At 71.9% G+C, this 26,047-nt stretch carries 25 protein-coding genes and 1 pseudogene; 19 read left to right on the top strand and 7 right to left on the bottom strand.

The features are described from left to right. Positions 1-2 precede the first annotated feature (2 nt). The gene (locus ACFPIJ_RS15625; protein WP_380115642.1) at positions 3-1,268 is read right to left on the bottom strand and encodes an FAS1-like dehydratase domain-containing protein; all 1,266 of its coding nucleotides are present in this window, start codon (positions 1,266-1,268) and stop codon (positions 3-5) included. Between the two features lie 124 nt (positions 1,269-1,392). On the opposite strand from ACFPIJ_RS15625, the gene ACFPIJ_RS15620 reads away from it, so the two are divergent. Both ACFPIJ_RS15620 and ACFPIJ_RS15615 read left to right on the top strand, forming a co-directional pair. Beyond that, the gene (locus tag ACFPIJ_RS15620) at positions 1,393-2,196 is read left to right on the top strand and encodes a hypothetical protein (protein ID WP_380115641.1); all 804 of its coding nucleotides are present in this window, start codon (positions 1,393-1,395) and stop codon (positions 2,194-2,196) included. Next, complete coding sequence (locus tag ACFPIJ_RS15615; protein WP_380115639.1) at positions 2,193-3,008, top strand: SDR family NAD(P)-dependent oxidoreductase; 816 nt, start codon at positions 2,193-2,195, stop codon at positions 3,006-3,008. Before ACFPIJ_RS15620 ends, ACFPIJ_RS15615 begins: the two co-directional genes overlap by 4 nt. A 149-nt stretch (positions 3,009-3,157) precedes the next feature. Here the strand turns inward: ACFPIJ_RS15615 and ACFPIJ_RS15610 are convergent, their stop codons facing one another. Next, a complete protein-coding gene (locus ACFPIJ_RS15610; protein ID WP_380116185.1) occupies positions 3,158-4,375 on the bottom strand; it encodes an MFS transporter in 1,218 nt (405 codons plus the stop codon). Between the two features lie 30 nt (positions 4,376-4,405). Between ACFPIJ_RS15610 and ACFPIJ_RS15605 the strand changes: the two genes are divergently transcribed. From ACFPIJ_RS15605 to ACFPIJ_RS15595, 3 genes are read left to right on the top strand one after another with little or no spacing between them, the layout of a single operon-like run. Continuing rightward, positions 4,406-5,374, top strand: a complete 969-nt coding sequence (locus ACFPIJ_RS15605) for an SDR family oxidoreductase (RefSeq protein ID WP_380115638.1) — start codon at positions 4,406-4,408, stop codon at positions 5,372-5,374. 37 nt (positions 5,375-5,411) lie between these two features. Next, positions 5,412-6,560, top strand: a complete 1,149-nt coding sequence (locus ACFPIJ_RS15600) for an acyl-CoA dehydrogenase family protein (protein WP_380116184.1) — start codon at positions 5,412-5,414, stop codon at positions 6,558-6,560. A gap of 9 nt (positions 6,561-6,569) precedes the next feature. Next, positions 6,570-7,691 (top strand): acyl-CoA dehydrogenase family protein, encoded by a 1,122-nt coding sequence (locus ACFPIJ_RS15595; protein ID WP_380115637.1) that lies wholly within the window; start codon positions 6,570-6,572, stop codon positions 7,689-7,691. Positions 7,692-7,786: 95 nt separating this feature from the next. Here the strand turns inward: ACFPIJ_RS15595 and ACFPIJ_RS15590 are convergent, their stop codons facing one another. Together ACFPIJ_RS15590 and ACFPIJ_RS15585 are read right to left on the bottom strand one after the other, a co-directional pair. Then, a complete protein-coding gene (locus tag ACFPIJ_RS15590) occupies positions 7,787-8,602 on the bottom strand; it encodes an SDR family oxidoreductase (RefSeq protein ID WP_380115636.1) in 816 nt (271 codons plus the stop codon). Beyond that, a complete protein-coding gene (locus ACFPIJ_RS15585; RefSeq protein ID WP_380115634.1) occupies positions 8,602-9,753 on the bottom strand; it encodes an acetyl-CoA C-acetyltransferase in 1,152 nt (383 codons plus the stop codon). Before ACFPIJ_RS15585 ends, ACFPIJ_RS15590 begins: the two co-directional genes overlap by 1 nt. A 133-nt stretch (positions 9,754-9,886) precedes the next feature. Here ACFPIJ_RS15585 and ACFPIJ_RS15580 point away from each other — a divergent pair, with 133 nt between their 5' ends. Next, positions 9,887-11,491 (top strand): FadD3 family acyl-CoA ligase, encoded by a 1,605-nt coding sequence (locus tag ACFPIJ_RS15580; protein WP_380115633.1) that lies wholly within the window; start codon positions 9,887-9,889, stop codon positions 11,489-11,491. 162 nt (positions 11,492-11,653) lie between these two features. Further along, on the top strand, positions 11,654-12,874 hold the full coding sequence (locus tag ACFPIJ_RS15575) for an acetyl-CoA C-acetyltransferase (protein WP_380115632.1): 1,221 nt from the start codon (positions 11,654-11,656) through the stop codon (positions 12,872-12,874). 65 nt (positions 12,875-12,939) lie between these two features. Here the strand turns inward: ACFPIJ_RS15575 and ACFPIJ_RS15570 are convergent, their stop codons facing one another. Further along, on the bottom strand, positions 12,940-14,016 hold the full coding sequence (locus ACFPIJ_RS15570) for a phosphotransferase family protein (protein ID WP_380115631.1): 1,077 nt from the start codon (positions 14,014-14,016) through the stop codon (positions 12,940-12,942). Positions 14,017-14,135: 119 nt separating this feature from the next. Between ACFPIJ_RS15570 and ACFPIJ_RS15565 the strand changes: the two genes are divergently transcribed. Then, positions 14,136-14,951 (top strand): sugar phosphate isomerase/epimerase family protein, encoded by an 816-nt coding sequence (locus ACFPIJ_RS15565; RefSeq protein ID WP_380115630.1) that lies wholly within the window; start codon positions 14,136-14,138, stop codon positions 14,949-14,951. Positions 14,952-14,955: 4 nt separating this feature from the next. Here ACFPIJ_RS15565 and ACFPIJ_RS15560 read toward each other — a convergent pair whose 3' ends face one another. Beyond that, positions 14,956-15,717: an enoyl-CoA hydratase-related protein gene (locus ACFPIJ_RS15560; protein WP_380115629.1), complete on the bottom strand. Its 762-nt coding sequence runs from the start codon at positions 15,715-15,717 to the stop codon at positions 14,956-14,958. A 173-nt stretch (positions 15,718-15,890) separates the two neighbouring features. Here ACFPIJ_RS15560 and ACFPIJ_RS15555 point away from each other — a divergent pair, with 173 nt between their 5' ends. From ACFPIJ_RS15555 to ACFPIJ_RS15505, 11 genes and pseudogenes are all read left to right on the top strand, one after another. Next, positions 15,891-16,751, top strand: coding sequence for a CoA transferase subunit A (locus ACFPIJ_RS15555; protein WP_380115628.1), 861 nt, complete (start codon positions 15,891-15,893; stop codon positions 16,749-16,751). Then, positions 16,748-17,575 (top strand): CoA-transferase subunit beta, encoded by an 828-nt coding sequence (locus tag ACFPIJ_RS15550; protein WP_380115627.1) that lies wholly within the window; start codon positions 16,748-16,750, stop codon positions 17,573-17,575. The genes ACFPIJ_RS15555 and ACFPIJ_RS15550 overlap by 4 nt, the downstream gene beginning before the upstream one ends. Beyond that, positions 17,572-18,687 carry an NAD(P)H-dependent flavin oxidoreductase gene (locus tag ACFPIJ_RS15545; RefSeq protein WP_380115626.1) on the top strand — a complete coding sequence of 372 codons (1,116 nt, stop codon included), beginning with the start codon at positions 17,572-17,574 and terminating at the stop codon, positions 18,685-18,687. The genes ACFPIJ_RS15550 and ACFPIJ_RS15545 overlap by 4 nt, the downstream gene beginning before the upstream one ends. Positions 18,688-18,689: 2 nt before the next feature. Next, complete coding sequence (locus tag ACFPIJ_RS15540; RefSeq protein ID WP_380115625.1) at positions 18,690-19,565, top strand: SDR family NAD(P)-dependent oxidoreductase; 876 nt, start codon at positions 18,690-18,692, stop codon at positions 19,563-19,565. Then, positions 19,558-20,355 (top strand): SDR family oxidoreductase, encoded by a 798-nt coding sequence (locus ACFPIJ_RS15535; RefSeq protein ID WP_380115624.1) that lies wholly within the window; start codon positions 19,558-19,560, stop codon positions 20,353-20,355. The genes ACFPIJ_RS15540 and ACFPIJ_RS15535 overlap by 8 nt, the downstream gene beginning before the upstream one ends. Before the next feature lie 48 nt (positions 20,356-20,403). Next, positions 20,404-20,877 (top strand): FAS1-like dehydratase domain-containing protein, encoded by a 474-nt coding sequence (locus ACFPIJ_RS15530; RefSeq protein ID WP_380115622.1) that lies wholly within the window; start codon positions 20,404-20,406, stop codon positions 20,875-20,877. Beyond that, positions 20,874-21,329: a MaoC/PaaZ C-terminal domain-containing protein gene (locus ACFPIJ_RS15525; protein WP_380115621.1), complete on the top strand. Its 456-nt coding sequence runs from the start codon at positions 20,874-20,876 to the stop codon at positions 21,327-21,329. Before ACFPIJ_RS15530 ends, ACFPIJ_RS15525 begins: the two co-directional genes overlap by 4 nt. Before the next feature lie 138 nt (positions 21,330-21,467). Then, positions 21,468-22,256, top strand: coding sequence for an enoyl-CoA hydratase family protein (locus tag ACFPIJ_RS15520; protein WP_380115620.1), 789 nt, complete (start codon positions 21,468-21,470; stop codon positions 22,254-22,256). A 51-nt stretch (positions 22,257-22,307) separates the two neighbouring features. Beyond that, positions 22,308-23,243 carry an NADPH:quinone oxidoreductase family protein gene (locus ACFPIJ_RS15515; RefSeq protein WP_380115619.1) on the top strand — a complete coding sequence of 312 codons (936 nt, stop codon included), beginning with the start codon at positions 22,308-22,310 and terminating at the stop codon, positions 23,241-23,243. A 29-nt stretch (positions 23,244-23,272) separates the two neighbouring features. After that, entirely contained in the window at positions 23,273-24,520 is a 1,248-nt protein-coding gene (locus tag ACFPIJ_RS15510; protein WP_380116182.1) for an acyl-CoA dehydrogenase family protein, read from the top strand. A 38-nt stretch (positions 24,521-24,558) separates the two neighbouring features. Beyond that, positions 24,559-25,143 (top strand): annotated as a pseudogene (locus ACFPIJ_RS15505) (SDR family oxidoreductase); the annotation flags it as partial. An 81-nt stretch (positions 25,144-25,224) separates the two neighbouring features. Here the strand turns inward: ACFPIJ_RS15505 and ACFPIJ_RS15500 are convergent. Then, positions 25,225-25,869, bottom strand: a complete 645-nt coding sequence (locus tag ACFPIJ_RS15500; RefSeq protein ID WP_380115618.1) for a TetR/AcrR family transcriptional regulator — start codon at positions 25,867-25,869, stop codon at positions 25,225-25,227. Positions 25,870-26,047: the final 178 nt, after the last annotated feature.

Below are 26,047 nucleotides of genomic sequence, written 5' to 3'. Positions count from 1 at the left end.
TGTCAGGGCAGAGCGAGGGTGGCGGAGGCGATGACGTGGTCACCGAGGCTGTTGGTGCCGCGGACGTCGACGGTGACGTGCGTTCCCCCAATGGCCTCGGGCGCCCGCTTCAGGCCGGTGACGACACCGTCGAGGGTGAGGGTGTCGCCGGGGTGGTTCTGCGTGGCGAGGCGGGTGCGGAAGTCGACGATGCGGGCCTCCGGTCCGGCCCAGTCGGTGAGGTAGCAGTTGACCAGCGCGCTCGAGCCGAGGATGTTCATGTAGACGTCGCGGGCGCCTCGATCGAGGGCCGCGTCGCGGTCGAGGTGCACGTCGTTGAAGTCGAAGGTCGCGGTGGCCAGTGCCGCGATGGACAGCTGGGTGACGGGGATCGGCCAAGGGGCGAGGCGCTGCCCGGTGCTCATCTCGGCTCCGGTGCGGGTGCTCGTGCGGCGTTCGGGTCGCGGGGCGGTGAGTACGGGGAGGACCTGGCCGTCGCGGGTGCGTCGATGGGCCACGACGACCGGCATGCCGTCGTGCACGAGGTCGGGGCGCAGGTCCACGACGTCTGCGCTGAGGCGGGTCCCGTCGGCAAGCTCGGCGGTGCCGACGAGGTAGGGGCGCTCGTCGAGCGGGGCGGCAGCATAGCCGGGTTGCAGGTGCGCGGTCAGGGTGCCGGTGGTGTCGGCGGGCGGCAGGTCGGTCGGGGCGGCTCCGGCCGGGCGCACCGGCCGGGCGAGGCGGTCCCCGGGCGTCGCCGGGACCTCGGCCCTGGTCGCCGGGTTCCAGCGCAGCATCCGCAGGACGACGCGTCCGACCGGCTCGCCGTCCACGGTGCGGTAGTCGCTGACGAGGTCGACGAAGTGGCCCAGGCCGAGGCGGGTGGACTTCTGCGGGGAGACCGCGCCGATGGAGGGGAACTGCTCGAGGTGGTCGCCGGGGCGCAGCGGGCGCAGGTAGGTGTGCTCCGTCTGCACCGCGGCCACCGAGGTGAAGCCGCGCTCGGCGAGGACCTCGTTGACCCGGTCGAGGCTCTCGGCGTGGCGGTGGCTGCGGCGGTTACCCGGCAGGGTCCACATGTTCAGCGAGGTGGCCGGGGCCACGATGCCGCCCCAGGCGGAGCGGGCGGCCCACTGGGGGTCCTGGTAGGCAGGGTTCTCGTCGCCGACGGCGTCGCACCAGATGCGGATGGCTGCTTCGGTGATCGGGTCCTTGGCCCGCCGTGGCGGGTCGGTGAGGCCGATCAGGGCGTCCAGTCGGGCGCGGAAGTCCACGTCGCCGGCGGTCATGGGGCTCCCTTCACGGGCATCGCTGCCTACCAAGCGCTTGCTTGACTCTAGTGATGGGGCGACCCTAGGGTCAAGCGTCGGTGGCCGAAACGGGCCGCAGCGCCCACCAGCGAGAGGGGCCGAGATGATCCCGAGCACCCCGGAGACCGCCACCCGCGCGTTCTTCTCGTTTCCGAAGGTGACCGACGCCTCCCGCCACCGCGACTACAACGCGTGGCACCAGCTCGACCACCGCCCCGAGAACCTCGCCCTGCCCGCCGTCGTCCACGGCGACCGCTGGGTGCGCACCCCCGAGTGCGAGCAGCTCGGCAGCTACCCCGACGCCGCGCTCGCCGGCAGCCAGTACATGGCGATGTACTGGTTCGCCGAGCCGGCCGCTGACTCGATCGCCGAGTGGAAGGACCTCGGCGACCGGGCGATCCACCAGGGCCGGCGTCCGGAGCTGGCCTGGACCGAACGGCCGATGACCCGGATGTTCCGCCCCGTCCAGGGCTACGTGGCCCCCCGGGCCCTCGTCACCCTCGCCGCTCTGCCGTTCCGGCCCAACCGCGGGGTGCACGTCGAGGTGACCCGGGTCGAGACCTCCCTGCACCCCGACGTGGCCGACCTGTCCCAGTTCGAGCACGAGACCCAGGTGCCCGACCTGCTCGCGCGCGACGGCGTCGCGGGCGTGTGGACCTTCCGCAGCGCCCCAAGCGGCAGCAACCCCGCAGGACCGGTCGTGCGGATCCGGCTCACCTACCTCGAGGCCGACCCGGTCGAGTTCACGCGGGCCCTGGCCGCGGACCCGCTGCCAGCCCCGCCCGCAGCGCTCGCCGGCACGGCCACCCCGCTGCTCACCGGGCCCCTGGCCACCATCACCCCTTGGGCGTGGGACTGGTTCGACGAGCCAGCCGCTGCGGCGACGGACAGCGTGAGCGGGGCATGAGCGAGGCCACCGGCGTGAGTAGCCTGCTCGAGCGCTACGGACCATGGGCGCTGGTCGTCGGCGGTTCCGAGGGGGTCGGTGCCGCCTTCGCCGACCAGCTGGCCCGGGCCGGCCTCGGCGTCGTGCTCGTCGCACGCAAGCCCGAGGCCCTCGAGGAGGTCGCCGACCGGGTCCGGGCCTACGGGGCCCCGTGCCGCGTGCTCGCCCTCGACCTGCTCGACGCGGACGCGACCGCCAGGATCGTCGACGCCGTCGCCGACCTCGATCTCGGCCTGCTCGTCCTCAACGCCGGCGCGAACACCTACCGCAGCCGCTTTGTCGAGGCGGATCTCGCCCGGGTCCAGGCCGTCATCGACCTCAACGTCACCCGCCCGCTCGAGCTCTGCCGGGAGCTCGGTGCCCGCCTCGCCGCCCGCGGCCGCGGCGGCGTCCTCGTCGTCGGCTCCTCGGCCGGCTACCTCGGCCACGCCGACATCGGCATCTACGCCGCGGCCAAGTCCTTCGCCCGGATCTTCACCGAGGGCCTGTGGCTCGAGCTCGGACAGGTCGGCGTCGACGTGCTGCACCTCGTGCTCGGGCTCACGGCCACCCCCGCCATGCGGCGTGCCAGCCTCGACCTGACCGGCGCGGCCGACCCTGCCGACGTCGCCGCCCAGGGGTTGGCAGCCATGGGTACCGGCCCGGTGTACATCGTGCGCCAGCAGGCCGAGGTCGTCGCGCGGCGCTCCGGCCTGGACCGGGCCGCCCTCGTTGCCGGCAACGCCAGCGGGATGCGCGCGATGCTCGGCGGGTCAGGCCCCGACCCGAACTGACGGCCCGCACGGACGAGTCAGGACCCGCTGGCTGTGTCCGGCTCGCCGTCCCCCTGGACCCGGGCCGTCGGGCGGCCACGGGCGGCTGACCGGGTCGGATCCGTCGTGGGCTCCCCGCAGCGCGGCATCGGGGACCGGCCACTGGTCGGTCACGTCGCGGGAAGGGAGTCGCTGCCCCCGCGTCGGCGCAACCGCACGAGGACCGTGGTTGCCACCGCCAGGCACGCGGCGGCATACAGCAGGAAGGCGGTCGCGGAGCCGTACCACGTGCTCAGCCCGCCGAGCAGGAGGGCGCCGAACGGCATGCCGCCCCAGCCGAGGAAGTAGAGGCTCATCGCCCGGCCGCGCTGTGCGTCATCGACGACCCGCTGGATGACCGTCTGCAGGGTCACCATGGTGCCGATGCTGAACGCGCCGCACAGCAGCGCGGCCCCCGCGAGCACGGGCACCGTCGGCGCCGTCCCGAGCAGTGCGGTGCTCCCGGCGAGCAGGCCGAGGATGACCGCGGCGTGCCACACGGTGGCGACGCGCTCGGCGAGCCGGGCCACGACGAGGACCCCGAGGAGCGAACCCACCCCGGTCAGGGCCACGAGCATGGGGAAGACCGCGTCTGGGTGGTCCGAGGTCGAGGCTGCCCGGACGGCGAGCTGGGTCGTGAAGGCGCACCCGAAGAACGCGTTGACCCCGACGATGGTCAGGCAGAGCGCGGCCGGTGGCCGGTCTCGGGCGTGCCGTATGCCGGAGCGGACCTGCGCGCCCAGGCTCTCGCGGACCACCGGGGTGACCGGCGGGACGCGACGGGTCCGGATGGCGACCGCGGCCGCGACCGCGGCGAGGCTGAGCATGGCATACATCACGAACGTGCCCAGCGTTCCCCAGGCCACCAGGATCAGCCCGGCGACCGCGGGGCCGATCGAACGGGCGAGGTTGAGCCCGGCAGCCTGGAGCGGGACGGCGTTGCCGAGCGCCTCGGCCGGGACGGTGTTGGCCACGAGGGCCTGCGTCACCGGGGACAGGAAGCTGATCCCGGTGCCGGCGAGGAAGGCGAGCGCGAGCAGCACGGGCACGTCGACGACCCTGGCCGCAGCCATCGCCGCGCAGACCCCGGCCAGGACACAGACCGCCAGAAGCATGCCGATCTGCAGCCGCCGCCGGTCGAAGGCGTCGGCGAGCACCCCGGCTGGGAGGGAGAAGAGCGTGTACGGCACGAGTAGGCAGAAGAAGAGTGCGCCCATCGTCGCCGGGGTGCCGTCGACCTCGGTGAGTATCGACTGGAAGGCGATGTTGCAGCCCCAGTAGCCGGCCTGGGACAGCACCAGGGTCAGGAGCACGAAGCGGAAGTCTCGGAATCGCAGGGCCGAGAACATCGCCACGTCGTCGCCATCCTTCTTGTCGTTGTGCCCGCACCCTACCAAGCGCTTGCTTGCATAGCCAGCACTGGGTGTGGTTGTCTGACCGCACCTCGAGTGAAAGGGCATGTCGTGAAGGGCTTCTGCGCAGCGCGAACGGTGATCGTGACCGGTGCCGGACAAGGACTGGGCCGGGCTCATGCCCTCGAGTTCGCCCGGCAGGGCGCCAACGTCGTCGTCAACGACGTCGAGAGCAGCCGGGCGGCGGCCCAGGCCGTCGTCGACGAGATCCTCGCGTCCGGCGGTCGAGCGGTCGTCAGCACCGGCGACGTCAGCGACTGGGCCTACGGTGAGCGCCTCGTGCGCGAGACCGTCGAGACCTTTGGCGGGCTGCACACCCTCGTGAACAACGCCGGCATCAACCGCGACCGAATGCTGGTCAACATGAGCGAGCAGGAGTGGGACCTCGTCCAGCAGGTTGACCTCAAGGGCCACTTCGTTCCGATGCGCCACGCCGCCGCATACTGGCGGGACGAGGCCAAGGCCGGCCGCGAGGTCGCCGCGCGCGTCGTCAACACGTCCTCCGGCGCTGGGCTCATGGGCAGCGTCGGGCAGGGCAACTACGGCGCCGCCAAGGCCGGGATCGCCGCCCTGACCCAGATCGCGGCCGTCGAGTGGGCCCGCTACGGCATCGTCGTCAACGCGATCGCCCCCTCGGCCCGCACCCCGATGACCGAGGCCGTCTTCGCCGAGGCGATGGCCGCCCCCGAGACGGGCTTCGACGCGATGGACCCGGCCAATGTCGCCCCCCTCGTGGTCTGGCTCGGTTCCGACGCCGCGCGGGCCGTGACCGGCGCCGTCTTCGAGGTCGCCGGCGGTGAGGTCTCGCTCGCCGACGGCTGGCGCCACGGGCCGGCCGTCACCAAGGGCGGGCGATGGGAGCCGGAAGAGCTCACCGACGCGATCGCTGACCTCATCGCCCGCTCCGAGCCGCCGACCCCCGTCTACGGCGCCTGACATGGGTGCGGACGCGGCGCGGGCCAGCGGCGCACCGGTGAGCGACGAGCAGTTCCGGGCCGAGATCCGCGGCTGGCTCAACGAGGCCCTCACCGGGCCGTTCGCCGAGGCCGTCGGCACCGGCGGCGAGGGGCGTGAGCACGAGGCGCACGAGCTGCGCCGCGAGTGGGAGCGCCACCTGGGCCGGGCCGGCTGGATCGGTCTCGGCTGGCCCAGCGAGTACGGCGGACGCCCGGCGACCCTGGCCCAGCAGGTCATCTTCCACGAGGAGTACGCCCGCGCCGGCGCCCCCGGCCGGCTCGGGCACATGTCCGAGCAGCTGCTCGGCCCGACCCTGCTCGCGTTCGGCACGTCGGAGCAGAAGGCACGGTTCCTGCCCGGCATCACCAGCGGCGAGGACATCTGGTGCCAGGGCTACTCCGAGCCCGACGCCGGCTCGGACCTCGCCGGGGTACGCACCCGCGCCGAGCGACGGGGCGACACCTACGTCATCACCGGGCAGAAGGTGTGGACCTCGCTCGCGCACCTGGCCGGCTGGTGCTTCGTGCTGTGCCGCACCGACCCCGACTCGACTCGCCATGCGGGCCTGTCCTACCTGCTTGTGCCGATGGATCAGCCCGGCATTACGGTGCGCCCGATCACCCAGCTGACCGGCACGAGCGAGTTCAACGAGGTCTTCTTCGACGGAGCCGTCGCCGCCGCCGAGCACTGCGTCGGCGCCGAGGGTGAGGGCTGGAAGGTCGCCATGGGCACCTTGGGCTTCGAGCGCGGCGTGTCCACCCTCGGCCAGCAGATCGGCTTCCGTCGGCGTCTCGATGCCGTCATCGCCCGGGCCCACGAGAACGGCGCCTGGCAGGAGCCGGCGCTGCGTGACCGCCTCGTCGAGGCCTACATCGGGCTCGAGGTGATGCGGCACTCGGCGGTGCGGCTGCTGGCGTCCGCCGGCGAAGGGCTGTCCGGCCTGGCGGCGTCGATCTCCAAGCTGCAGTGGGCCACGTGGAACCGCTCGCTCGGCGAGCTCGCGGTCGACGTCGAGGGGGCCGGGGCGCTGCTCACCGGGCCCGAGTACGAGCTGGACGATGCCCAGACCCACTTCCTCTTCAGCCGCGCCAACACAATCTACGGCGGCTCCAACGAGATCCAGCGCAACATCATCGCCGAGCGCCTGCTCGGCATGCCGCGATAGGTGAGGACGTTGACCGAAGCGAACACCGACCCTCAGCCGGCGGCCGAGGAACTGGCCCAGATCCGCGCCTCCGTCGCCGAGGTGCTCGACGAGCGGGCCGACCTGCGCCGTACCCACGAGGTCATGGTCGGGGCGCAGGGCCACGACCCGCAGCTGCACGAGCTGCTCACGGCTGAGCTGGGCCTGCTCGGACTCGTCGTGCCGGAGCACCTCGGCGGGCTCGGCCTCGACGTGGACGCCGCGACCGCCGTCATCGAGGAGCTCGGGGCCCGGCTCGTGCCCGGTGCGCTCGCGACGAGCCTCACCGCGATCCTCGCCGGCCGCGCCATCGGCCCGAGCGCCGAGCCCCTGCTGGCGCGCGTCGTGGACGAGCAGCTGACCCTGGCCATTGCCCTCGCCGAGGACGGCACGGGCTGGGACCTCGAGCAGACCGCCACCCGGGCCAGCGGCACCGTTGACGAGTGGGCACTGACCGGGACCAAGACCCTCGTCGCCGGAGCCGAAGCCGCCCGGGTCGTCCTCGTCACCGCCCGGGACAGGGGCGGTGAGCTGGCCGTCTACGCCGTGGACCTGGCCGCCGACGGTGTGGACGTGCAGACCCATATGACGCTCGACCAGACCCGGCGGCTGAGCACGGTGCACCTCCGCGGGGCCGCCGCCACCCGGGTCGACGCCCCCGGCGGCGAGGGGGCCCGGGTGCTGCTCGACCATGTGCGCGCCATGCTCGCCCTGGAGTCGGCCGCCGCCGCCCGCGCCTGCCTCGACCTCACCGTCGAGTACCTCAAGGTCCGCGAGCAGTTCGGCCGCCCGATCGGGTCGTTCCAGGCCCTCAAGCACCGCTGCGCCGACCTCGCCGTTGCGGTCGCCGGAGCGAGGGCCACGGCCGACCACCTCGTCACCACGCTGCGCGCCGGCGCCGCCACCCGCTCGCACGACGCGGCACTGGCCAAGCTCGTGTGCACCGACACGCTGATGACCGTCGCAGCCGAGGCGATCCAGCTGCACGGTGGCATCGGGTTCACCTTCGAGCACGACGCGCATCTGTTCTTCAAGCGCGGGAAGTCGGCCCAGCTGCTGGCCGGTTCCCCGTCGACGGTTCGCGCCGAGGTGGCAGCGCTCGCCGGTCTCTGAGCCGGCTGCCGACATCTACGGCAGGTGGCAACGCACGATCGAGGGGGTCCGCACCGACGTGCGGACCCCCTCGATCGTGCGTGCCCTGCGCGGGCTCAGCCGAGCGGACCGGTGCCGGGCGGCAGGGCGGCCAGGTGGCGCGACGGGATCTCACCGCCACCGGCGACGAGGATCTCCGTGCCGGTGACGTAGCCGGCCAGCGGCGAGGCGAGCAACAGGCAGGCCGCGGCGACGTCGGCCGGGGTGGCCATCCGCTGCATGGGGATCGTCCGGGCCACGCGGTCCTGGCCCGCCTCGTCGCCGTAGTAGAGGTGCGACAGTTCGGTCTGCACGAGACCCACCGTCACCTGGTTGACCCGTACGGCTGGCGCGAAGTCGATTCCGAGGCACTGGGTCAGCATCGTCAGGCCTGCCTTGGCAGCGGCGTACGCGGCGGTGTCCGGGGCCGGGTTGGACCCGGCGACCGAGCCGATGTTGATGATCGTCCCGCCGCCCTGACGCTGCATGACCTCGTTGGCCGACTGGGCGACGTAGAACGGAGCGAGCAGGTTGAGCGAGACGATCGCCGAGACGAAGCGCGGGGAGACCGTCGCGGTGTCGGCGCTCGGCGCGCCACCGGCGTTGTTGACCAGGATGTCGAGCCGGCCGAACCGGTCCACCGCCGCGGCGACGAGGGCCTTGGCCTGCTCCGGGTCCCGCACGTCCGACTGGACGAAGGCGGGCGTGCGTCCGTCGGCCTCGGGCAGCTGCTCGGGCTCGCTGCGGCCGCACACGAGCACCTGCGCCCCGGCCGTAAGGAAGGTGCGGGTGATCTCGGCACCGATGCCACGGGTGCCTCCGGTGACAAGGACGACCCGGCCGGTCAGGTCGACGCCCCCGTGCGTCACGGGCGTGGTGCGGGACCGGGTCATCAGAGCCTCTCGATGATTGTCACGTTGGCCTGGCCGCCGCCCTCACACATCGTCTGCAGGCCGTACCGGCCGCCGGTGCGCTCGAGCTCGTGCAGCAGGGTGGTCATGAGCCGGGCGCCGGTGGCACCGAGTGGATGACCCAGGGCGATCGCGCCGCCGTTGACGTTGACACGCTCCGGGTCGGCCCCCGTCTCCTTGATCCAGGCGAGCACGACCGAGGCGAACGCCTCGTTGACCTCGCACAAGTCGATGTCCTCGATCGACAGCCCGGTGCGATCGAGCGCGTGGGCGGTGGCCGGGATCGGGGCGGTGAGCATCCACACCGGATCGTCGGCGCGCACCGACAGGTGATGGATCCGGGCGCGTGGGGTCACCCCGTGCTCGGCTACCCCCCGCTCGCTCATGACGAGCAGCGCGGCCGCGCCGTCGCAAATCTGGCTCGCCACGGCGGCAGTGATCCGGCCGCCCGGGCTGAGCGGGTCGAGGGCGGCCATCTTCTCCAGGCTCGTAGAGGCGCGCGGACAGGTGTCGGTGTCGACGTCGCCGACGGCGCGGATCTCGCGGGTGAAGCGGCCCTCGGCGATGGCCCGCAGGGCCCGCTCGTGGCTGCGCAGGGCGAAGCGCTCCATGTCCTCTCGGCTGATGTCCCACTTCTCGGCGATCATCTCGGCCGACCGGAACTGCGAGATCTCCTCGTCGCCGTAGCGCTCGCGCCAGCCGGTGGACCCGGAGAAGGGGTTGTCGAAGCCGTACTGCTGCCCGGTGAGCATTGCGGCCGAGATGGGGATGGCGCTCATGTTCTGCACGCCCCCGGCGACGACGACGTCGTTGACTCCGGCCATGACGGCCAGGGCTGCGAAGTGCAGCGCCTGCTGGCTCGAGCCGCACTGCCGGTCCACGGTGACCCCGGGCACGTGCTGCGGGAGGCCGCCGGCGAGCCAGGCGGTGCGGGCGATGTCACCGGCCTGCGGGCCGATGGTGTCCACGCAGCCGAACACGACGTCTTCAACGGCGCCGGGGTCGACCCCCGAGGAGCTCATGAGACTGGTGAGCGCGGCGGCGCCCAGGTCAGCGGAGTGGATGCCCGCGAGCGCGCCACCGCGTCGCGTGACGGGGGTGCGGACGGCGTCCACGATGTATGCCTCTGCCACCGAATTCCCTTCCTGCGGATGCCTCGCCGACGGTATGGCCGGCGTTGCCGCGGCGAGTCTAGCAAGCGCTTGGTTGGTCGGCTACGATCCGTTCCTGACAAGCGACCGGCTCCGCGTGAGGAGAGTCAGTGACGTGTTGACCACGATTCCCGCCCTGCTGCGGCAGGCCGCGCAGGACGCCGCCGACCTCGAGGCCCTCGTCGACGGTGACGTGCGGATGACCTTCGCCGAGCTCGACGCGGCCGTCACCCGGTTCGCCAGGGCCGCGATCGCGCACGGTCTCGAGCCCGGGGACCGTATCGTCATCTGGGCCCCGAACAGCGCCGACTGGGTCATCAGCGCCCTCGGCGTGCTGGCCGCCGGGGGCGTGCTGTGCCCCCTCAACACCCGCTTCCGCGGGGAGGAGGCGCGGTACGCCATCGCCAAGGTCCAGGCCACCATGGTCATCCTCGACGACACCTTCCTGCGCGCCGGCTACCTGGCCGCGCTGCGCGGCGACGGGCCATCACCGGCCATCGGGCAGCCCGTGCCGCTGCTGCCCTCGGTGCGCACCGTCGTCGACCTGTCCGCCGCCGGCCGCGAGCAGGCCGGTGACGACGTGTGGTCCCTGGCCGACTTCACCGCGCTGGCCGACCAGGTCGACCCCAGCGTCATCGACGGACGGATCGCCGCCCTCGACCCCGAGGGCATGGCGGACATCCTGTTCACCTCAGGCACCACCGGCTACCCCAAGGGTGCGATGGTTTCGCACGCCTCGAACCTGCGCGTCGACCTGGAGTGGGCCCGGCTGGTCGGGCTGCGGCGCGGCGACCGCTACCTCATGGTCAACCCGTTCTTCCACAGCTTCGGCTACCGGGCCGGCATCCTGGCCTGCCTGCTCTTGCGCTCCACGATCATCCCGGTCGCCGTGTTCGACGTCGGGACCGTGCTGCGCCTCCTCGAGCAGGAACGCGTAACCGTCTTCCCCGGCGCGCCAACCGTCTACACCTCCCTGCTCGAGCACCCCGACTTCGGCGCCTACGACCTCAGCTCGGTGCGCCTGGCCGTCACCGGGGCCACGGTCGTGCCGGTCCCGCTGCTGCACCGGATGCGCGAGGAGCTCGGCTTCCGCGACGTCATCACCGCCTACGGCCTGACCGAGACATGCGGCACCGCGACCGTGTGCCCGCCCGATACCGACCTCGAGCGGATCTCGACAAGCTGCGGACGGGCGATCCCGGGCACCGAGCTGCGGATCGCCGGTGCCGACGGACAGACGCTGCCAGCCGGTGAGGCCGGCGAGGTCCTTGTGCGTGGCTACAACGTGATGCTGGGCTACTTCGAGGACCCGGTCGCCACCGCGGAGGTCATCGACGAGGACGGTTGGCTGCACACCGGTGACGTCGGCTGGGTCGACGAGGATGGTTACCTTCGCATCACCGACCGGATCAAGGACGTCTACATGAACGGCGGCTTCAACGTCTACCCCGCCGAGGTCGAGCGCGTGCTGCGCGAGCACCCCGCGGTCTCCGACGTCGCCGTCGTCGGGGTCCCCGACCCGCGGATGGGCGAGGTCGGCAGCGCCTTCGTGCAGACCGTTCCCGACTGGAGTGGGGACGAGCCGGTGCTCGTCGACGAGCTCGCAGAGTGGTGCCGGGACCGGCTGGCCAACTTCAAGCGCCCCCGCAGCTACAGGATCGTCGAGACCCTGCCACGAACCCCGAGCGGGAAGATCCAGAAGTTCAAGCTCACCCGGTGAGCCCGGCGTCCATGGTCCCGCCACCGGGGGTACTGCCCCAGAGGCGCTCGTGTGGGCGCACCGGACCGGCCTCCCGCGGCCCGCGGACTCGACAATCCCCACCAGACCTGACACCGACGGCACCGCCGTCACGGGCATCGGCCCGAGAACCGGAGGACACTAATGCAGGACGCAGTCATCGTCGCTGCGGCGCGCTCGCCGATCGGCCGGGCCTTCAAGGGGTCGTTGGTTTCGATGCGGGCCGACGACCTGGCCACCCAGATGGTCCGGGCGGCCCTGGCCCAGGTACCGTCGCTCGACCCGACCCAGATCGACGACCTTATGCTCGGCTGCGCGCAGCCGGCCGGCGAGCAGGGCTGGGGCCTCGGGCGCGTCGTCGCCGTCGAGCTCGGACTCGACCGGGTCCCCGGGACGACGGTGCAGCGCTACTGCGCCTCGAGCCTGCAGACGACCCGGATGGCGCTGCACGCCATCCGCGCCGGTGAGGCGGACGTGCTCATCTCCGCCGGGGTCGAGGTTGTCTCACACTTCGCCGCGGGCAAGTCCGACGGCATGCCGGACACGAAGAACCCGGTCTTCGCCGCGGCGGGGGAGCGCACCGCCGTCCGCGCCAAGGGCGGCGCCGGCCCGTGGACCGACCCGCGCGACACGGGCGAGCTGCCCGACGTCTACATCGCGATGGGCGAGACCGCTGAGAACGTCGCGAGCCACCGTCGGGTGAGCCGCGCCGCCCAGGATGAGTGGGCCGCCACGAGCCAGCGGCGGGCCCAGGCCGCGATCGAGTCGGGCTTCTTCGCCGGCGACATCACCCCGGTGACCCTCGCCGACGGTACCGTCGTGGCCGGCGACGACGGCCCCCGCGCTGGGGTGAGCATCGAGTCGCTAGCCGGCCTCAACCCGGTCTTCCGGCCGGACGGCACGGTGACCGCGGGCAACTGTTGCCCGCTCAACGACGGCGCGGCCGCCCTCGTCATCATGTCCGGCCGCAAGGCCACCGAGCTCGGCATCACGCCGCTGGCCCGGATCCTGTCCACGGGCGTCTCGGCGATCTCGCCGGAGATCATGGGTCTCGGCCCGGTCGAGGCATCGAGGCGGGCCCTCGCGCTGGCCGGGCTCTCGATGGCCGACATCGATCTCGTCGAGCTCAACGAGGCGTTCGCCGCGCAGGTCGTCCCCTCGATCCACGACCTCAAGGCCGACCCCGAGCGGGTCAACGTCCACGGCGGTGCGATCGCCCTCGGCCACCCGTTCGGCCAGACCGGAGCGCGGATGACGACGACGCTCATCAACGGGCTGCGGGCCCGGGACGGCCAGCTCGGTCTCGAGACGATGTGCACGGCCGGCGGCCAGGGCATGGCGATGGTCATCGAGCGGCTCTGCTGAATTCGGCGCCCTGCGCCCATCCGGGACAGGGTGCCGGGTTGCGCGGGTCCGCGGCCGGGCGAGGGTCAGCGTCGGCGCAGCGCTGCCGCGAGGGTCGCCGCCCGGCCGGCGAGGGTGGCCGCCTGCTCGGCGAACGAGGCCGCGGTGCGGTCGCCACCGCTCACCGCGCCCTGCGCGATCCTGGTGTGCACGCCCTCGATGATGCACGCGGTCTTCCACCAGTTGTAGGCGACGAAGTAGTCGATCCGGGGCAGGTCGGTGCCGGTGGCGAGGCAGTACCGGGCGAGCAGCTCGTCCCGGGTTGAGAAGCCGGGCAGGACCGTGGCCGGGTCGTGCAGCGCACGGGCCTCGTCGTCGGCCTGCGCCCAGTAGACGAGCAGCTGGCCGACGTCGGCCAAGGGGTCCCCGACCGTGGTCAGCTCCCAGTCGAGCACGCCCTGCACCCGCCACCGGCGGTCGAGCATGCAGTTGTCGAGGCGGAAGTCCCCGTGCACGATCCCCGAGCGGGACTGCTCGGGAGCCGTGGCCACGAGGTGCTCGTGCGCGGTCTGCAGATCGGGCAGGTCGCGGATCCTGGTCCGCCGCCAGTTCTCGTGCCAGCGCCCGAGCTGGCGGGTGATGTAGTCACGGCGATGGGCCAGACCCCCGAGCCCGATGAACTCCGGCTCGAGCCCGTGCAGGGCCGCGAGGGCGTCGACCAGTGTTGGGCCGATGAGCGCGCGGTCGGCCTCGGTGGTGTGCCGCTCGACGTCGGCGGGGCTGCGCAGGATCGTGCCGTCGAGGTGCTCGAGCACGACGAGAGGAGCGCCGGCAACCTCGCCCGTCTCCTCGACGGCGAGCACTCGGGGCGCCGGGAGGTGGCCATGCAGGCCCCGCAGGATCCGCGCCTCGCGCAGCACGTCGTGCGCGGTTGCCGGGTGGTTCCCGAGCGGTGGGCGTCGCAGCACGACGACGTGGCCGGCCGCGTCGGTGGTCCGGTAGGTGAGGTTGGAGCGTCCCCCGGCGATGAGCTCGTGCCGCAGGTTCCCCTGCAGCTCGGGCACGGCGCGGCCGAGCCAGGCGTCGACCCCCGCCGGGAGCCCGGCGTGTCGGGTGATGCCGGTCGGGGCCGGAGCCGTCCGGGCGTTACCTGCTGCTGTCATGGGAGCGCCTCCCGTCGCCGGACGAGTGTAGCAAGCGCTTGGTTGATTCGATATGCTTCTCGACACCTCCTGCCCATGGTGACCCACACCCGAACGACCCCCGAACCGACAGGAGCCCGATGTCCGCCACGATCAACCCGACCTGTGTCAGTGGCATGGCCGCGATGTCCTGGACACTGCCCGCGGAGATCGCGATGTACCGGCGCACCGGCACCGACCTCGTCGGCCTGCAGTGCGGCAAGGTCGCCGACTTCGGTGTGCCGGCCCTCGGTGACCTGCTCGCCGAGCACGACGTACGGCTCGGCTACCTCGTGCACGGCTTCACCGCGCACCCGGACGACGAGTCGGGCTGGGCGCGGCAGGTTGCGGCGCTGCAGGCCGGCGTGGTCAACGCACGTACGCTCGGGGCCGACCTCGTCTACCTCACGTCGGGCCCCTCGGCCCACCTGACGTGGGAGGAGGCGGCCGACCGGTTCGCCGAGCGGATCGCCCCGGTCGTGGCCACCGCCCGTGAGCACGGGGTGCGCCTCGGCGTGGAGAACACCCTGCCGGTCAGGTGCGACCTCAGCTTCACCCACACCGCGCGGGACGCCTTCGCCCTGGCCGACCTCTGCGGCATCGGCATCTGCCTCGACCTCTACTGCTGCTGGCAGGAGCGGGGCCTGACCGACCTGGTCCGCGAGCGGGTCGCGCAGATCGAGATCCTGCAGGTCTCCGACTTCCGGGTCGGCACCTCGACCTTCCCGAACCGGTGGGTGCCCGGGGACGCCGACCTGCCGATGGCCGCCCTGCTGGGGACCGTGCTGCGGGCCGGCTACACCGGCATCGTCGACGTCGAACTGCTCGGCCCGGCCATCGAGGCCGAAGGCGCCGAGTCGGCGGTGACCCGCTCGATCACGTGGATGCGCGAGCAGATCGCGGCGGCGCGTCCCTGAGCACTCAGGGCACGTCCGTCCACCGCGGCGGGCGCTTGGCGACGAACGCGGCCGCGCCCTCGGCGGCATCCGGTCCGGCGAGCAGCTCGAGGGTCGCGAGCCGGTTGATCGCGGCGAGGTTGCCTTCGCGGGGGTCCAGGCTCAGGTGCATGAGCCGCTTGGTCGCCAGCACCGCCGCCGGGGAGTGGGTCGCGATCCGGGCGCCGAGCTCGAGCGCGCGCGGGAGGACCTCGTCGGCGGGGACCACGGCGTTGACCAGGCCAAGCTGGTGGGCGCGGGCCGCCGGAAGCGGCTCGGTCGTCAGCCCGAGCTCAAGGGCGACGGCGAGCGGCAGACGGCGGGGCAGGTCGGTGCCGCCCTCGGAGGCGGCGAAGCCGCGCCCCACCTCGGGCAGCGCGAAGTAGGCGTGCTCGGCCGCGACGACAAGGTCGCAGGCGAGGGCGAGTTCGAAGCCACCGCCGATGGCGGGCCCGTTCACCGCGGCGATGACCGGCTTGCGGTAGCCGCCGCGCAGCAGCGTCAGCGGGGTGCGGGCCACGTCGACCAGGCGCCCTTCGGCCGCGGCGCGCAGGTCCATCCCGGCGCTGAAGGACAGCTCGCCGGTGCCGGTCAGCACGACCGTGCGCACGCCCGGGTCCGTGTCGTACCCGAGCAGGGCGTCGGTCATCGCCAGGAGGGTGTCGGGGTCGAGGGCGTTGCGCACCTGCGGCCGATTGATCCTGATGACGCCCACCGCGTCGACGCGCTCGCACACCACTGTGTCCATCGTTGCAGTCTCCTTCGCATCAGGGCCTTGACCCTTTCCCGGGGGCTGTTAATCTACCAACCAAGCGCTTGCTTCGGTATGCCAGCCACGCATGCCCGGCACGCGACTCGCCTCTCGCACCGCTCGCCACCGCGCTGGAGCAGTGCCTCGACAGACGGAACGACGAGGGACATATGGCCGACAAGACTCTGACAACCCGCGACGTCGTGTCGCGGCTCGAATCCGGGATGACCGTCGGCATCGGGGGATGGGGCTCACGGCGCAAGCCCATGGCCCTCGTACGCGAGATCTTGCGCTCCGACCTCAAGGATCTGACCATCGTCAGCTACGGCGGGCCGGACGTCGGCCTGCTCTGCGCCGCAGGCAAGGTGAAGAAGGTCGTCTTCGGCTTCGTCTCGCTCGACAGCATCGCCCTCGACCCGCACTTCCGCGCCGTGCGGCAGAAGGGCGCCGTCGAGGTCGCCGAGTACGACGAGGGCATGCTCCAGTGGGGGCTGTACGCCGCCGGCATCCGCCTGCCCTTCCTGCCGACCCGCGCCGGGCTCGGGTCGGACGTCATGAAGCACAACCCCGAGCTCAAGCTCGTCCAGGACCCGTACGGCACCGAGCAGCTCGTGGCCATGCCGCCGCTGCGCCTCGACGTGGCCCTCGTACACATGAACCGCGCCGACGCACAGGGCAACGGCCAGTTCCTCGGGCCCGACCCGTACTTCGACGACCTCTACTGCCTCGCCGCCGAGCAGGCCTTCATGTCCTGCGAGCGGATCGTGCCCACGGCCGAGCTCAGCGCCGCCGGGCACCCGGCGACCATCAAGATCAACCGTCAGCTCGTCACCGGCGTCGTCGAGACCCCGAACGGCGCGCACTTCACCTCCTGCACCCCCGACTACGAGCGCGACGAGACCTTCCAGCGCGAGTACGTCAAGGCCGCCGGCGACCGGCAGGCCTGGGCCGCCTTCGAGCAGCGGTACCTGTCCGGTACCGAGGATGACTACCAGGCGGCCGTGGCCGCCCGAGCCGAGGAGGTTGCATGAGCAGCACCGTGACCGAGTCCGCGGACCAGCCCACGAGCAGCGCCACCACTGCCGCCGGGCCGGTGACTCGCGCCGAGTACTGCGCGGTCGCCGTGGCGGACACGTTCGCCGGCGACGGCGAGTTCATCGCCAGCGCCTTCGGCACGATCCCGGCCATCGGCGTCCGCCTCGCCCGGCTCACCGTCGCCCCCGACCTGCTGCTCACCGACGGTGAGGCCCGCTTCGTCTCCGGCAGCTGGCAGATCGGCGCGGACCCGCACGCCACCGAGGGCGTCGTCGTCGAGGGCTGGAGCCCGTTCCGCACGATCTTCGACCTCGTCTGGCACGGCAAGCGGCATGTCATGATGATCCCGACCCAGATCGACGGGCACGGCAACACGAACATCTCGGCCATCGGCGACTACGCCCAGCCCAAGGTTCAGCTGGTCGGCGTGCGCGGCGCCCCCGGCAACAGCGTCTACCACCCGACCAGCTACTGGGTGCCCAACCACTCCACGCGCGTCTTCGTCCCGGCCGTCGACGTGGTCTCCGGCGTCGGCACCGACAACGCCCGTGCCGCCGGCCCGGCCGCGAGTGCCTACCACGACCTGCGCCGTGTCGTCACCAACCTCGCCGTCCTCGACTTCGGCGGCCCTGACGGCACGATGCGCCTGCTCAGCCTGCACCCCGGCGTCACACTCGAGGAGTTCCGTGCGGCCACCGGCTGTGACGTGCACGTCGAGGGTGAGGTCCCGGCCACCCGCGAGCCGAGCGCCGAGGAGCTGCGCCTCATCCGCGAGGCCATCGACCCCCGCTCGCTGCGCGACCGCGAGATCCCCGGATGAGCCAGGCCCAGGGGCTGCACCCGGCGCTACGCACCCGGGCGACCGAACTGTTCGGGGTGCGGTATCCGATAGTCCAGACCGGCATGGGCTACGTCTCCGACGTGCGCCTGACCACCGCGACGGCCAATGCCGGCGGACTGGGCATCCTCGCGGCCGGCCTGCTGTCCTACGACGAGCTCGTCGTGGCCATCGAGCAGATCCAGGCCGGCACGGACGCGCCGTTCGGCGTCAACATCCGCGCCGACCAGCCCGACGTCGTCGAACGCATCGACCTGCTCATCTCGGCCGGCGTCAAGATCGCCTCCTTCGCGCTGGCCCCCAAGCAGCAGCTCATCGCCAAGTGCAAGGACGCCGGCCTCGTCGTCGTGCCGTCGATCGGCGCGCGCCGCCACGCCGAGAAGGTCGCCGCGTGGGGCGCCGACGCCGTCATCGTGCAGGGCGGTGAGGGTGGCGGCCACACCGGCGGCGTGCCCACCAGCCTGCTGCTGCCCCAGGTCGTCGACGCCGTCGACATCCCGGTCATCGGCGCTGGTGGCTTCTTCGACGGCCGCGGCCTCGTCGCCGCGCTCGCTTACGGTGCCGAGGGCATCGCCATGGGCACCCGCTTCCTGCTCACCAGCGACTCGCCGGTCCAGCCATCGGTCAAGGACGTCTACCTGTCCAAGACGGTCAACGACACCGTCCTGACCCTGCAGGTCGACGGTGTGCCGCAGCGCGTGCTGCGCGCCGGCACGATCGAGAAGCTGGAGCGCACCTCCGCCCCCGGCCGACTGCTGCGGGCCGTGCGCAACGCCTTCGCCTTCCAGAAGCTGTCCGGCACGCCGTGGGGCGGCATGGTCCGGGAGGGCCTGGCCATGCGCAAGGCCCACGACCTGACGTGGAGCCAGGTCGTCATGGCGGCCAACGCTCCGATGCTCTACCGGTCGGCCCTGCTCGAGGGCAAGACCGACGTCGGTGTCATGGCCACCGGCCAGGTCGTCGGACTTATCGACGATGTCCCGAGCGTCGCCGAGCTCATCGACCGCATCATCGGCGAGGCCACCCGGATCCTCGACCGGCTCGGCGCCCCCGCGCCGGTCGCGTCGGTCCCGGCCGAACACGAGGAGGACTAGTCATGGGAGCACTGCAGGGACGGGTCGTCGTCATCACCGGTGCCGGCCGGGGCCTCGGCCGTGAGCACGCGCTGCTCGCCGCCGCCGAGGGCGCCTCGGTCGTCGTCACCGACACCGGCGCCGCCGCCGACGGCACCGGCAGCGACCCCTCGGTCATCGAGGCCGTCGCCGCCGAGATCACGACCGCCGGCGGGCAGGTCGTGGCCAGCACCGCGGACGCCTCCACCATTGAGGGCGCCCGGGAGCTGCTCACGCTCGCCCGCGACACTTACGGACGCGTCGACGGCCTCGTCAACAACGCCGGCATCCTGCGGGACCGGATGTTCGTCAACATGAGCGAGGACGACTGGGACGCCGTGATCCGTGGCCAGCTGCGCGCGACGTTCGCGCCGTGCCGGGTGTTCGCCGAGCACTGGCGCACCGAGTCCAAGGCCGGCAACCAGCCGGTCGCCTCGATCGTCAACGTCTCCTCGACCTCAGGGCTCATCGGCGCCGTCGGGCAGACGAACTACGGCGCGGGCAAGGCCGCCATCGCCGCCCTCACCGTCATCCTCGCCCAGGAGATCGGCCGCTACGGCGTGCGCGTCAACGCGATCGTCCCGGTCGCGCGCACCCGGATGACCCAGGACCTGCCCGGCATCGGCGAGATGGTCGCTGCCCCGGCCGACCCTGCCGCGTTCGACGTCTACCACCCGGGCAACGTCTCCCCGCTCGTCGCCTGGCTGCTCACCGCCACCGCGCCGGTGACCGGCGAGGTGTACTACGCCAAGGGCGGCGAGATCCGTCGCTTCGCGCCATGGAGCTACGACTGGGCCATCGACAAGGGTGCCCGCTGGAGTGTCGAGGAGATCGCGAAGGAGATGGCAACCCGTGGCTGACACCGGTCACACCACCGCCGCCGACTGGGCCGGACCCGCCCATGGCCTGCTCTCCGGGCGCTCGGTGCTCGTCACCGCCGCGGCCGGTACCGGCATCGGCTTCTCGACGGCGCGCCGCGCCGCCGAGGAAGGCGCCCGTGTCGCCATCAGCGACCGTCACGAGCGCCGCCTCGCCGCGTCGGCCGACGAGCTCGAGCGTCTCACCGGGAACCGGCCGCTCGCGGTGCCCTGCGACGTCACCGACCAGGCCCAGCTCGACCACCTCATGGACACCGTCGCCGCCACGCTCGGCGGCATCGACGTGCTTGTCAACAACGCCGGCCTCGGCGGCACCGCGGCCGTGCAGGACATGACCGACGACCAGTGGGACTCCGTCCTGTCGGTGACCCTGACCTCGACGTTCAAGGCAACCCGGTCGGTGCTGCGGCACATGATCCCGGCTGGCAAGGGGGTCATCGTCAACAACGCGTCCGTCATCGGCTGGCGCGCGCAGAAGGGGCAGGCGCACTATGCCGCGGCGAAGGCCGGCGTCATGGCGCTGACCCGGTGCTCGGCCCTCGACGTCGCCGAGCACGGCATCCGGGTCAACGCGGTGTCGCCGAGCATCGCGATGCACGCCCACCTGGCCAAGGTGACCAGTGACGAGCTGCTCGCCCAGCTCTCGGCCCAGGAGGCGTTCGGCCGCGCGGCGACGCCGTGGGAGATCGCCAACGTCATCGTCTTCCTCGCCAGTGACTACTCGTCGTACATGACCGGCGAGGTCGTGTCCGTCTCGAGCCAGCACCCGTGACCACCCGGTGCGCGCCGGCGCGCACCTGACCAACGAAAGGAGCCCGTCGTGGCCAACCCCGACGCGCAGGGCGTCACCGGTGCCCCCTTCCGGCTCGACGTCGAGCGCGGCAAGATCCGCGAGTTCGCGCTGGCCACCGGGGCGGCCGACGCGGCCTACCTGCAGGAGGAGGACCCGGTCGCGCAGCCGACGTTCCTCACGACGACCTTCTTCTGGCAGGGGAAGGACTCCAACCCGTGGTCCGCGGTTGAGCTCGATCAGCAGCGCGGCCTGCATGCCGAGCAGCAGTACACCTTCTTCGGCGAGCCGCCTCGCGCCGGGACCACGCTCACCTGCCAGTCGCGCATCGGCGAGATCTACACCAAGGTGGGCCGCCGCGGCGGTGAGATGACCTTCGCCGTGATGTACACCGACTTCCACGACGAGACCGGGCGTCTCGTCGCCCAGGCCAAGCTCACGGGTGTCGAGACGGCCCGCCCGCCGGACACCGAGGGCACGACGCAGGACGGAGCCTCCGCTTGAGCGACACGACCTCCACCACGCAGCCCGGCACGACCGAGGTCGGCCTGCCCGTCCCGGCGACCCCGCCGGCGCGCACCTACGGCCCGGTGACCCGCACCGACTTCGTCCGCTACCAGGGCGCCTCGGGAGACATGAACCCGATCCACCACGACGAGGTCTTCGCCAGGAGCGCCGGGTTCCCGAGCCCCTTCTCAGTCGGCATGTGGCAGGCGAGCCTGCTCGGCACCTTCGCCACCGACTGGCTCGGCGGCCCCAACGTGCGTGACTTCCGCATCCGGTTCCTGGCCCAGGTGTGGCCGGGCGACACCCTCACGCTCGAGGGTGCTCCACTGCGCACCTACGTGCTCGAGGGTGATGACGGTCGTGAGGGCCGCGTCGACGTCGAGCTGACCTGCCGGCGTCAGACCGGCGACACGGCCGTCACCGTATGGGCGACGTTCGTGCTGCCCTAGGACCTGTGTCGAAGTAGGCGCCGGGCTGCGGCACCGACTCCTACTTCGACACAGGCCCTGGGCCGACCTTGACGCCACCCTTCGCAGGCGCGACACACGCGAGACCAGCGAGCAGCCTGGGACTACCGAGGAGCAGGGATGACCCCCACGACCCACCCGTCCGTGACGACGACCATCCACCCCGACGGGATCGCCGAGATCGTCGTGGCCAACCCACCGGTGAACGCGCTACCCGTGGCCGGCTGGTTCGCACTCGCCTCCGCCCTCGACGCCGCCGGCGCCGGCGAGTCGGTGCGGGTCGTCGTGCTGCGAGCCGAGGGCCGCGGCTTCAACGCCGGCGTCGACATCAAGGAGATGCAGCACACCGACGGCTTCACCGCGCTGCTCGGCGCGAACCGCGGCTGCTACGCCGCGTTCAAGGCCGTCTACGAGTGCCCCGTCCCGGTCGTCACCGCCGTCAACGGCTTCTGCCTCGGGGGCGGCATCGGGCTGGCCGGCAACTCCGACGTCATCGTCGCCTCCGACGACGCCACCTTCGGCCTGCCCGAGGTCGACCGCGGCGCCCTCGGTGCCGCGACCCACCTGTCCCGGATGGTGCCCCAGCACCGGATGCGTGCCATGGTCTACACCTCGGCCACGGCCACCGCCCAGGAGTTGCACGCGTACGGCTCGGTCCACAGCGTCGTACCCCGCGAACAGTTGCGCGAGGCGGCGCTCGCCGTCGCGACCCAGATCGCCGCGAAGAACCCCACCGTCATCCGGGCCGCGAAGGCCTCGCTCAACGGCATCGACCTGTGGGACGTCAACCGCAGCTACCGCTTCGAGCAGGGCTTCACGTTCGAGCTCAACCTCACCGGGGTCGCCGACCGGATCCGCGACGAGTTCGCCGGCACCGACAAGGCGGCGCGCTCGAGCCGCGAGGGCTGAGCCGTGCGTTCGATGGTGGTCCGTGAGCTCGGGGGTCCCGAGGTGCTCACGGTGACGGACGAGCCGCAGCGGCAGCCCGGCCCCGGGCAGGTGCTCGTCGACGTCGTCGGCGCCGGGGTGAACTTTCCCGACGGCCTCATCGTCGCCGGCACCTACCAGACCAAGCCGGAGCTGCCGTTCGTGCCCGGCTGCGAGGTCGCCGGCACGGTCGCGGCACTCGGCGACGGGGTGAGCGGCCCGCCCGTCGGCACCCGCGTCATCGGCTTCTGCGGCATCGGCGGCTACGCCGCGCAGGCGCTCGTCGACGCCCGCATGGTTCACCGGTTGCCCGAAGGCATCGACCTCGTTGAGGCCAGCACGATCCCCGTTGTGTACGGCACGTCCTACCACGGGCTCGTCGACCGGGCCGGCCTCGCAACCGGCGAGACACTGCTCGTGCTCGGCGCCTCCGGCGGCGTCGGCCTCACCGCCGTGCAAATCGGCAAGGCCCTCGGCGCGACCGTGATCGCGGCCGCCTCGAGCGAAAACAAGCGGGAGCTGTGCCTGGCGCACGGGGCCGACCACGCCATCGGCTACGACGACATGACGGCGATGGTGCGAGAGTTGACCGGCGGCGCCGGTGCCGACGTCGTCTACGACCCCGTCGGTGGCGACGCCGCCACCGCGGCGCTGCGTACTCTCTCGTGGGCCGGGAGGTTCCTCACCGTCGGCTACGCGGCGGGCGAGATCCCGCAGGTCAAGCTCAACCGGCTGTTGCTCACCGAGGGCGCGGTGCTGGGAGTCCTCTGGGGCGCCTGGGCCAAGCGCAACCCGGAGGCGAACGCCGCGAACATGACGACGCTGCTCGAGTGGGTCGCCGCCGGTCGGCTGAGGCCACACGTCAGCGAAGTCTTCCCGCTTGAGGAGGCCGCCCGCGCGCTCGCCACGGTGATGAACCGTGGCGCCCGCGGCAAGATCGCCCTCCGTGTGAACGCAGGCAAGGAGTGACGGTGGCTGACGCGACCGACCTGACCCAGATGGACCTCGGCCCCGGCCCGCGCTCGAGCGAGCTGCTCGCGACATTGCGCACGTTCATGGCCGAGCATGTCTACCCAGCCGAGAAGGTGTACGCCGCCGAGCTCGGCGCCGCGGCCCGCGCGAACGGGGGTGTGTCTCACGTCCTGCCGCCGGTCGTCGAAGCGCTGAAGGACACGGCGCGCAAGCTAGGTCTGTGGAACCTCTTCCTGCCTGACCTGTCGGGCCTCACGAACGTCGAGTACGCATACCTCGCCGAGGAGACCGGACGCTCGCCCTACCTCGCCCCCGAAGCGCTCAACTGTGCCGCGCCGGACACGGGCAATATGGAGCTGCTGCACATGTTCGGCACGCCCGAGCAGAAGCAGCAGTGGCTCACACCGCTGCTCGAGGGCACGATGCGCTCCGGCTTCTCGATGACCGAGCCGGACGTGGCCTCCTCCGACGCACGCAACATCTCCACCTCGATCGTGCGCGACGTAGACGAGTACGTCATCAACGGACGCAAGTGGTGGACGACCGGCGCGGCGGACCCGCGCTGCGCCATCCTCGTGCTGATGGGCAAGACGGACCCGGAAGCGGCCGTCTACCGGCAGCAGTCCATGATTCTCGTGCCGGTCGCCACCCCCGGGGTGACGATCGTGCGCTCGCTGCCGATCTTCGGCTACCACGACCAGCACGGCCACTGCGAGATCCGGTTCGACGACGTGCGGGTGCCGGCGACGAACCTGCTCGGCGCTGAGGGCGACGGCTTCGCGATCGCCCAGGCCCGCCTCGGCCCGGGCCGCATCCACCATGCGATGCGCTGCCTCGGCATGGCCGAGCGGGGCCTCGAGCTCATGGTGCGCCGGACGATGGCCCGCGAAGCGTTCGGCGGCCCGCTCTCCGAGCAGGGCGTGATCCGCAACTGGATCGCCGAGTCCCGCATGGAGATCGAGCAGGCCCGCCTGCTCGTACTGAAGGCGGCGTGGCTCATCGATCGGGTCGGGATCCAGGGCGCCGCGACCGAGATCGCCGCGATCAAGGTCGTCGCGCCGCGGGTCGCCCGCAACGTGCTGGACCGTTCGATTCAGGCACATGGCGGCGGTGGGGTCACCGACGACTTCCCGATCGCTCGGATGTGGGCCAGCGCCCGGATCCTCGGCATCGCCGACGGCCCGGATGAGGTGCACCTGCGCACGGTGGCCCGCATGCAACTGCGCCGCTATCGTGACACCGCGGCGGGCGCCGCCGAGACGGCGCAGGGCTGAGACGGACCTGACGCCGGGCGTCTCCGAGCCTCGCCGTTGAGGTCGGCCAGCACGAGGTGCGGGTGAACGCCATTGCCCCCGATCTTGCCGACACGTCGCAGACCCCGGCGGCCGCGATGCTCCGCGGCCGTGACCCAGCGCTGATCCGCACCTGGCTGCCGCTCGGGCGATTCGGTGTTGCCGACGACTACGCGGCCGTGGTCGAGTTCCTGGCCTCCGACGACGCGCGGTTCGTGACCGGCCACACCATCCCGGTGGACGGCGGCACGCTGGCCGCCTCGGGCTGGTATGGCCGATCGGACCGCAAGGGCTGGACCAACAATGCCCAACGAGGCCTGACCGGCTCGGCCGGGCCGGTTCTCGACGGCGGCGGGGAGCAGGTCGCGGGCTTCGGCGCCGCCGTCGAGCCGCCGGTCGACCTTCCAGCCGCGGCGTCAACACCTACGGGGTCGAGTTCGTCGAGTCCGAGCCCGCCGGCGTACAGCGGCCGGGCGACCGAGCCGCCGTCTGGGCGCCGAACTCCACCCGGAGGTGGCCGTGGCCGCATGCCGGACGTCCGGATGGGCGAGGTCGGCCACGCGTTCGTGCGGGCGCGGCCGGCGCGCTCACGTCCGAGGAACTGATCGCCTTCTGCCGGGAGTTCCGGCTCTTGTGGCCGGGGGCGGCAGCGGTGTTTCCTGCACCGCTCACGCTCGGCCGGCGTCTCAGGCGGTCTTGGCGGTAAGGCCGTCCAGGAACAACGAGGTGGTGTCCTCGGCCAATTTGGCGATCGGGTATGCCGGGCTCGGCTTGAACCAGCGCACCGAGAGCCAAATGGCATCGCGCATCAGCCGGTAGAGGATTTTCGAGTCCAGGTCGTTGCGGAAGACGCCTTCGGCGATGCCGGCGTCGATCACCTTGAGCCAGGCGTCCTGCACCTCGCGGCCGGCGTTGCGCAGGTACGAAAAGTGCTCGATGCCCAGCAGGTAGTTGAGGTCGTTCTGGTAGATCTCGGTGGCGTGCGGATGCGCCTCGACCACCTCCAGCGACGCCACGACCAGGTCGTGCAGCAGGATGCGGGCGTCCGCCTTCTGTGACAGCACCCTGGTGTATCGGTCCTTGAGGTCACGCAGGAACGACGAGAGGATCTCGTCGACCATGGCCTCCTTGGAGTTGAAGTGGTGATAGAGGCTGCCGGAGAGGATCCCGACGTCGTCGGCGATCTGGCGGACGGTGGTCGCCGCCACTCCTTTGCGGGCGAACAGGATTGCGGCGCTGTCGAGAATCGTCTCGCGCCGGTCTCCAGGCTCTCGCGCCAATGATTCCTCGCAAACGGTCGAACGGGACAATGTTGTTTTCGGGCCCGGCAATGTGATCCGGACCCAGCGTCACAACGATCGCATGCTTCCCCCGTCAGCACCTAAAAGCCGGACCGGACGGTATGAGCGACGCGCAACAGACCCCTACCGCGGCCATGACGGTCTTGGGCTCCGTTGCGTTGAGCGTTGGCAAGATCGAGGCAGACTTGAGTTGCCCTGTGTCAACCCC

The organism is Dactylosporangium cerinum (genome assembly GCF_042653625.1).
Classification (GTDB): Bacteria; Actinomycetota; Actinomycetes; order Mycobacteriales; family Micromonosporaceae; genus Dactylosporangium; species Dactylosporangium cerinum.
The sequence above is the reverse complement of the archived record's forward strand: the minus strand, read 5'-3'. Positions and strand labels throughout refer to the sequence as shown.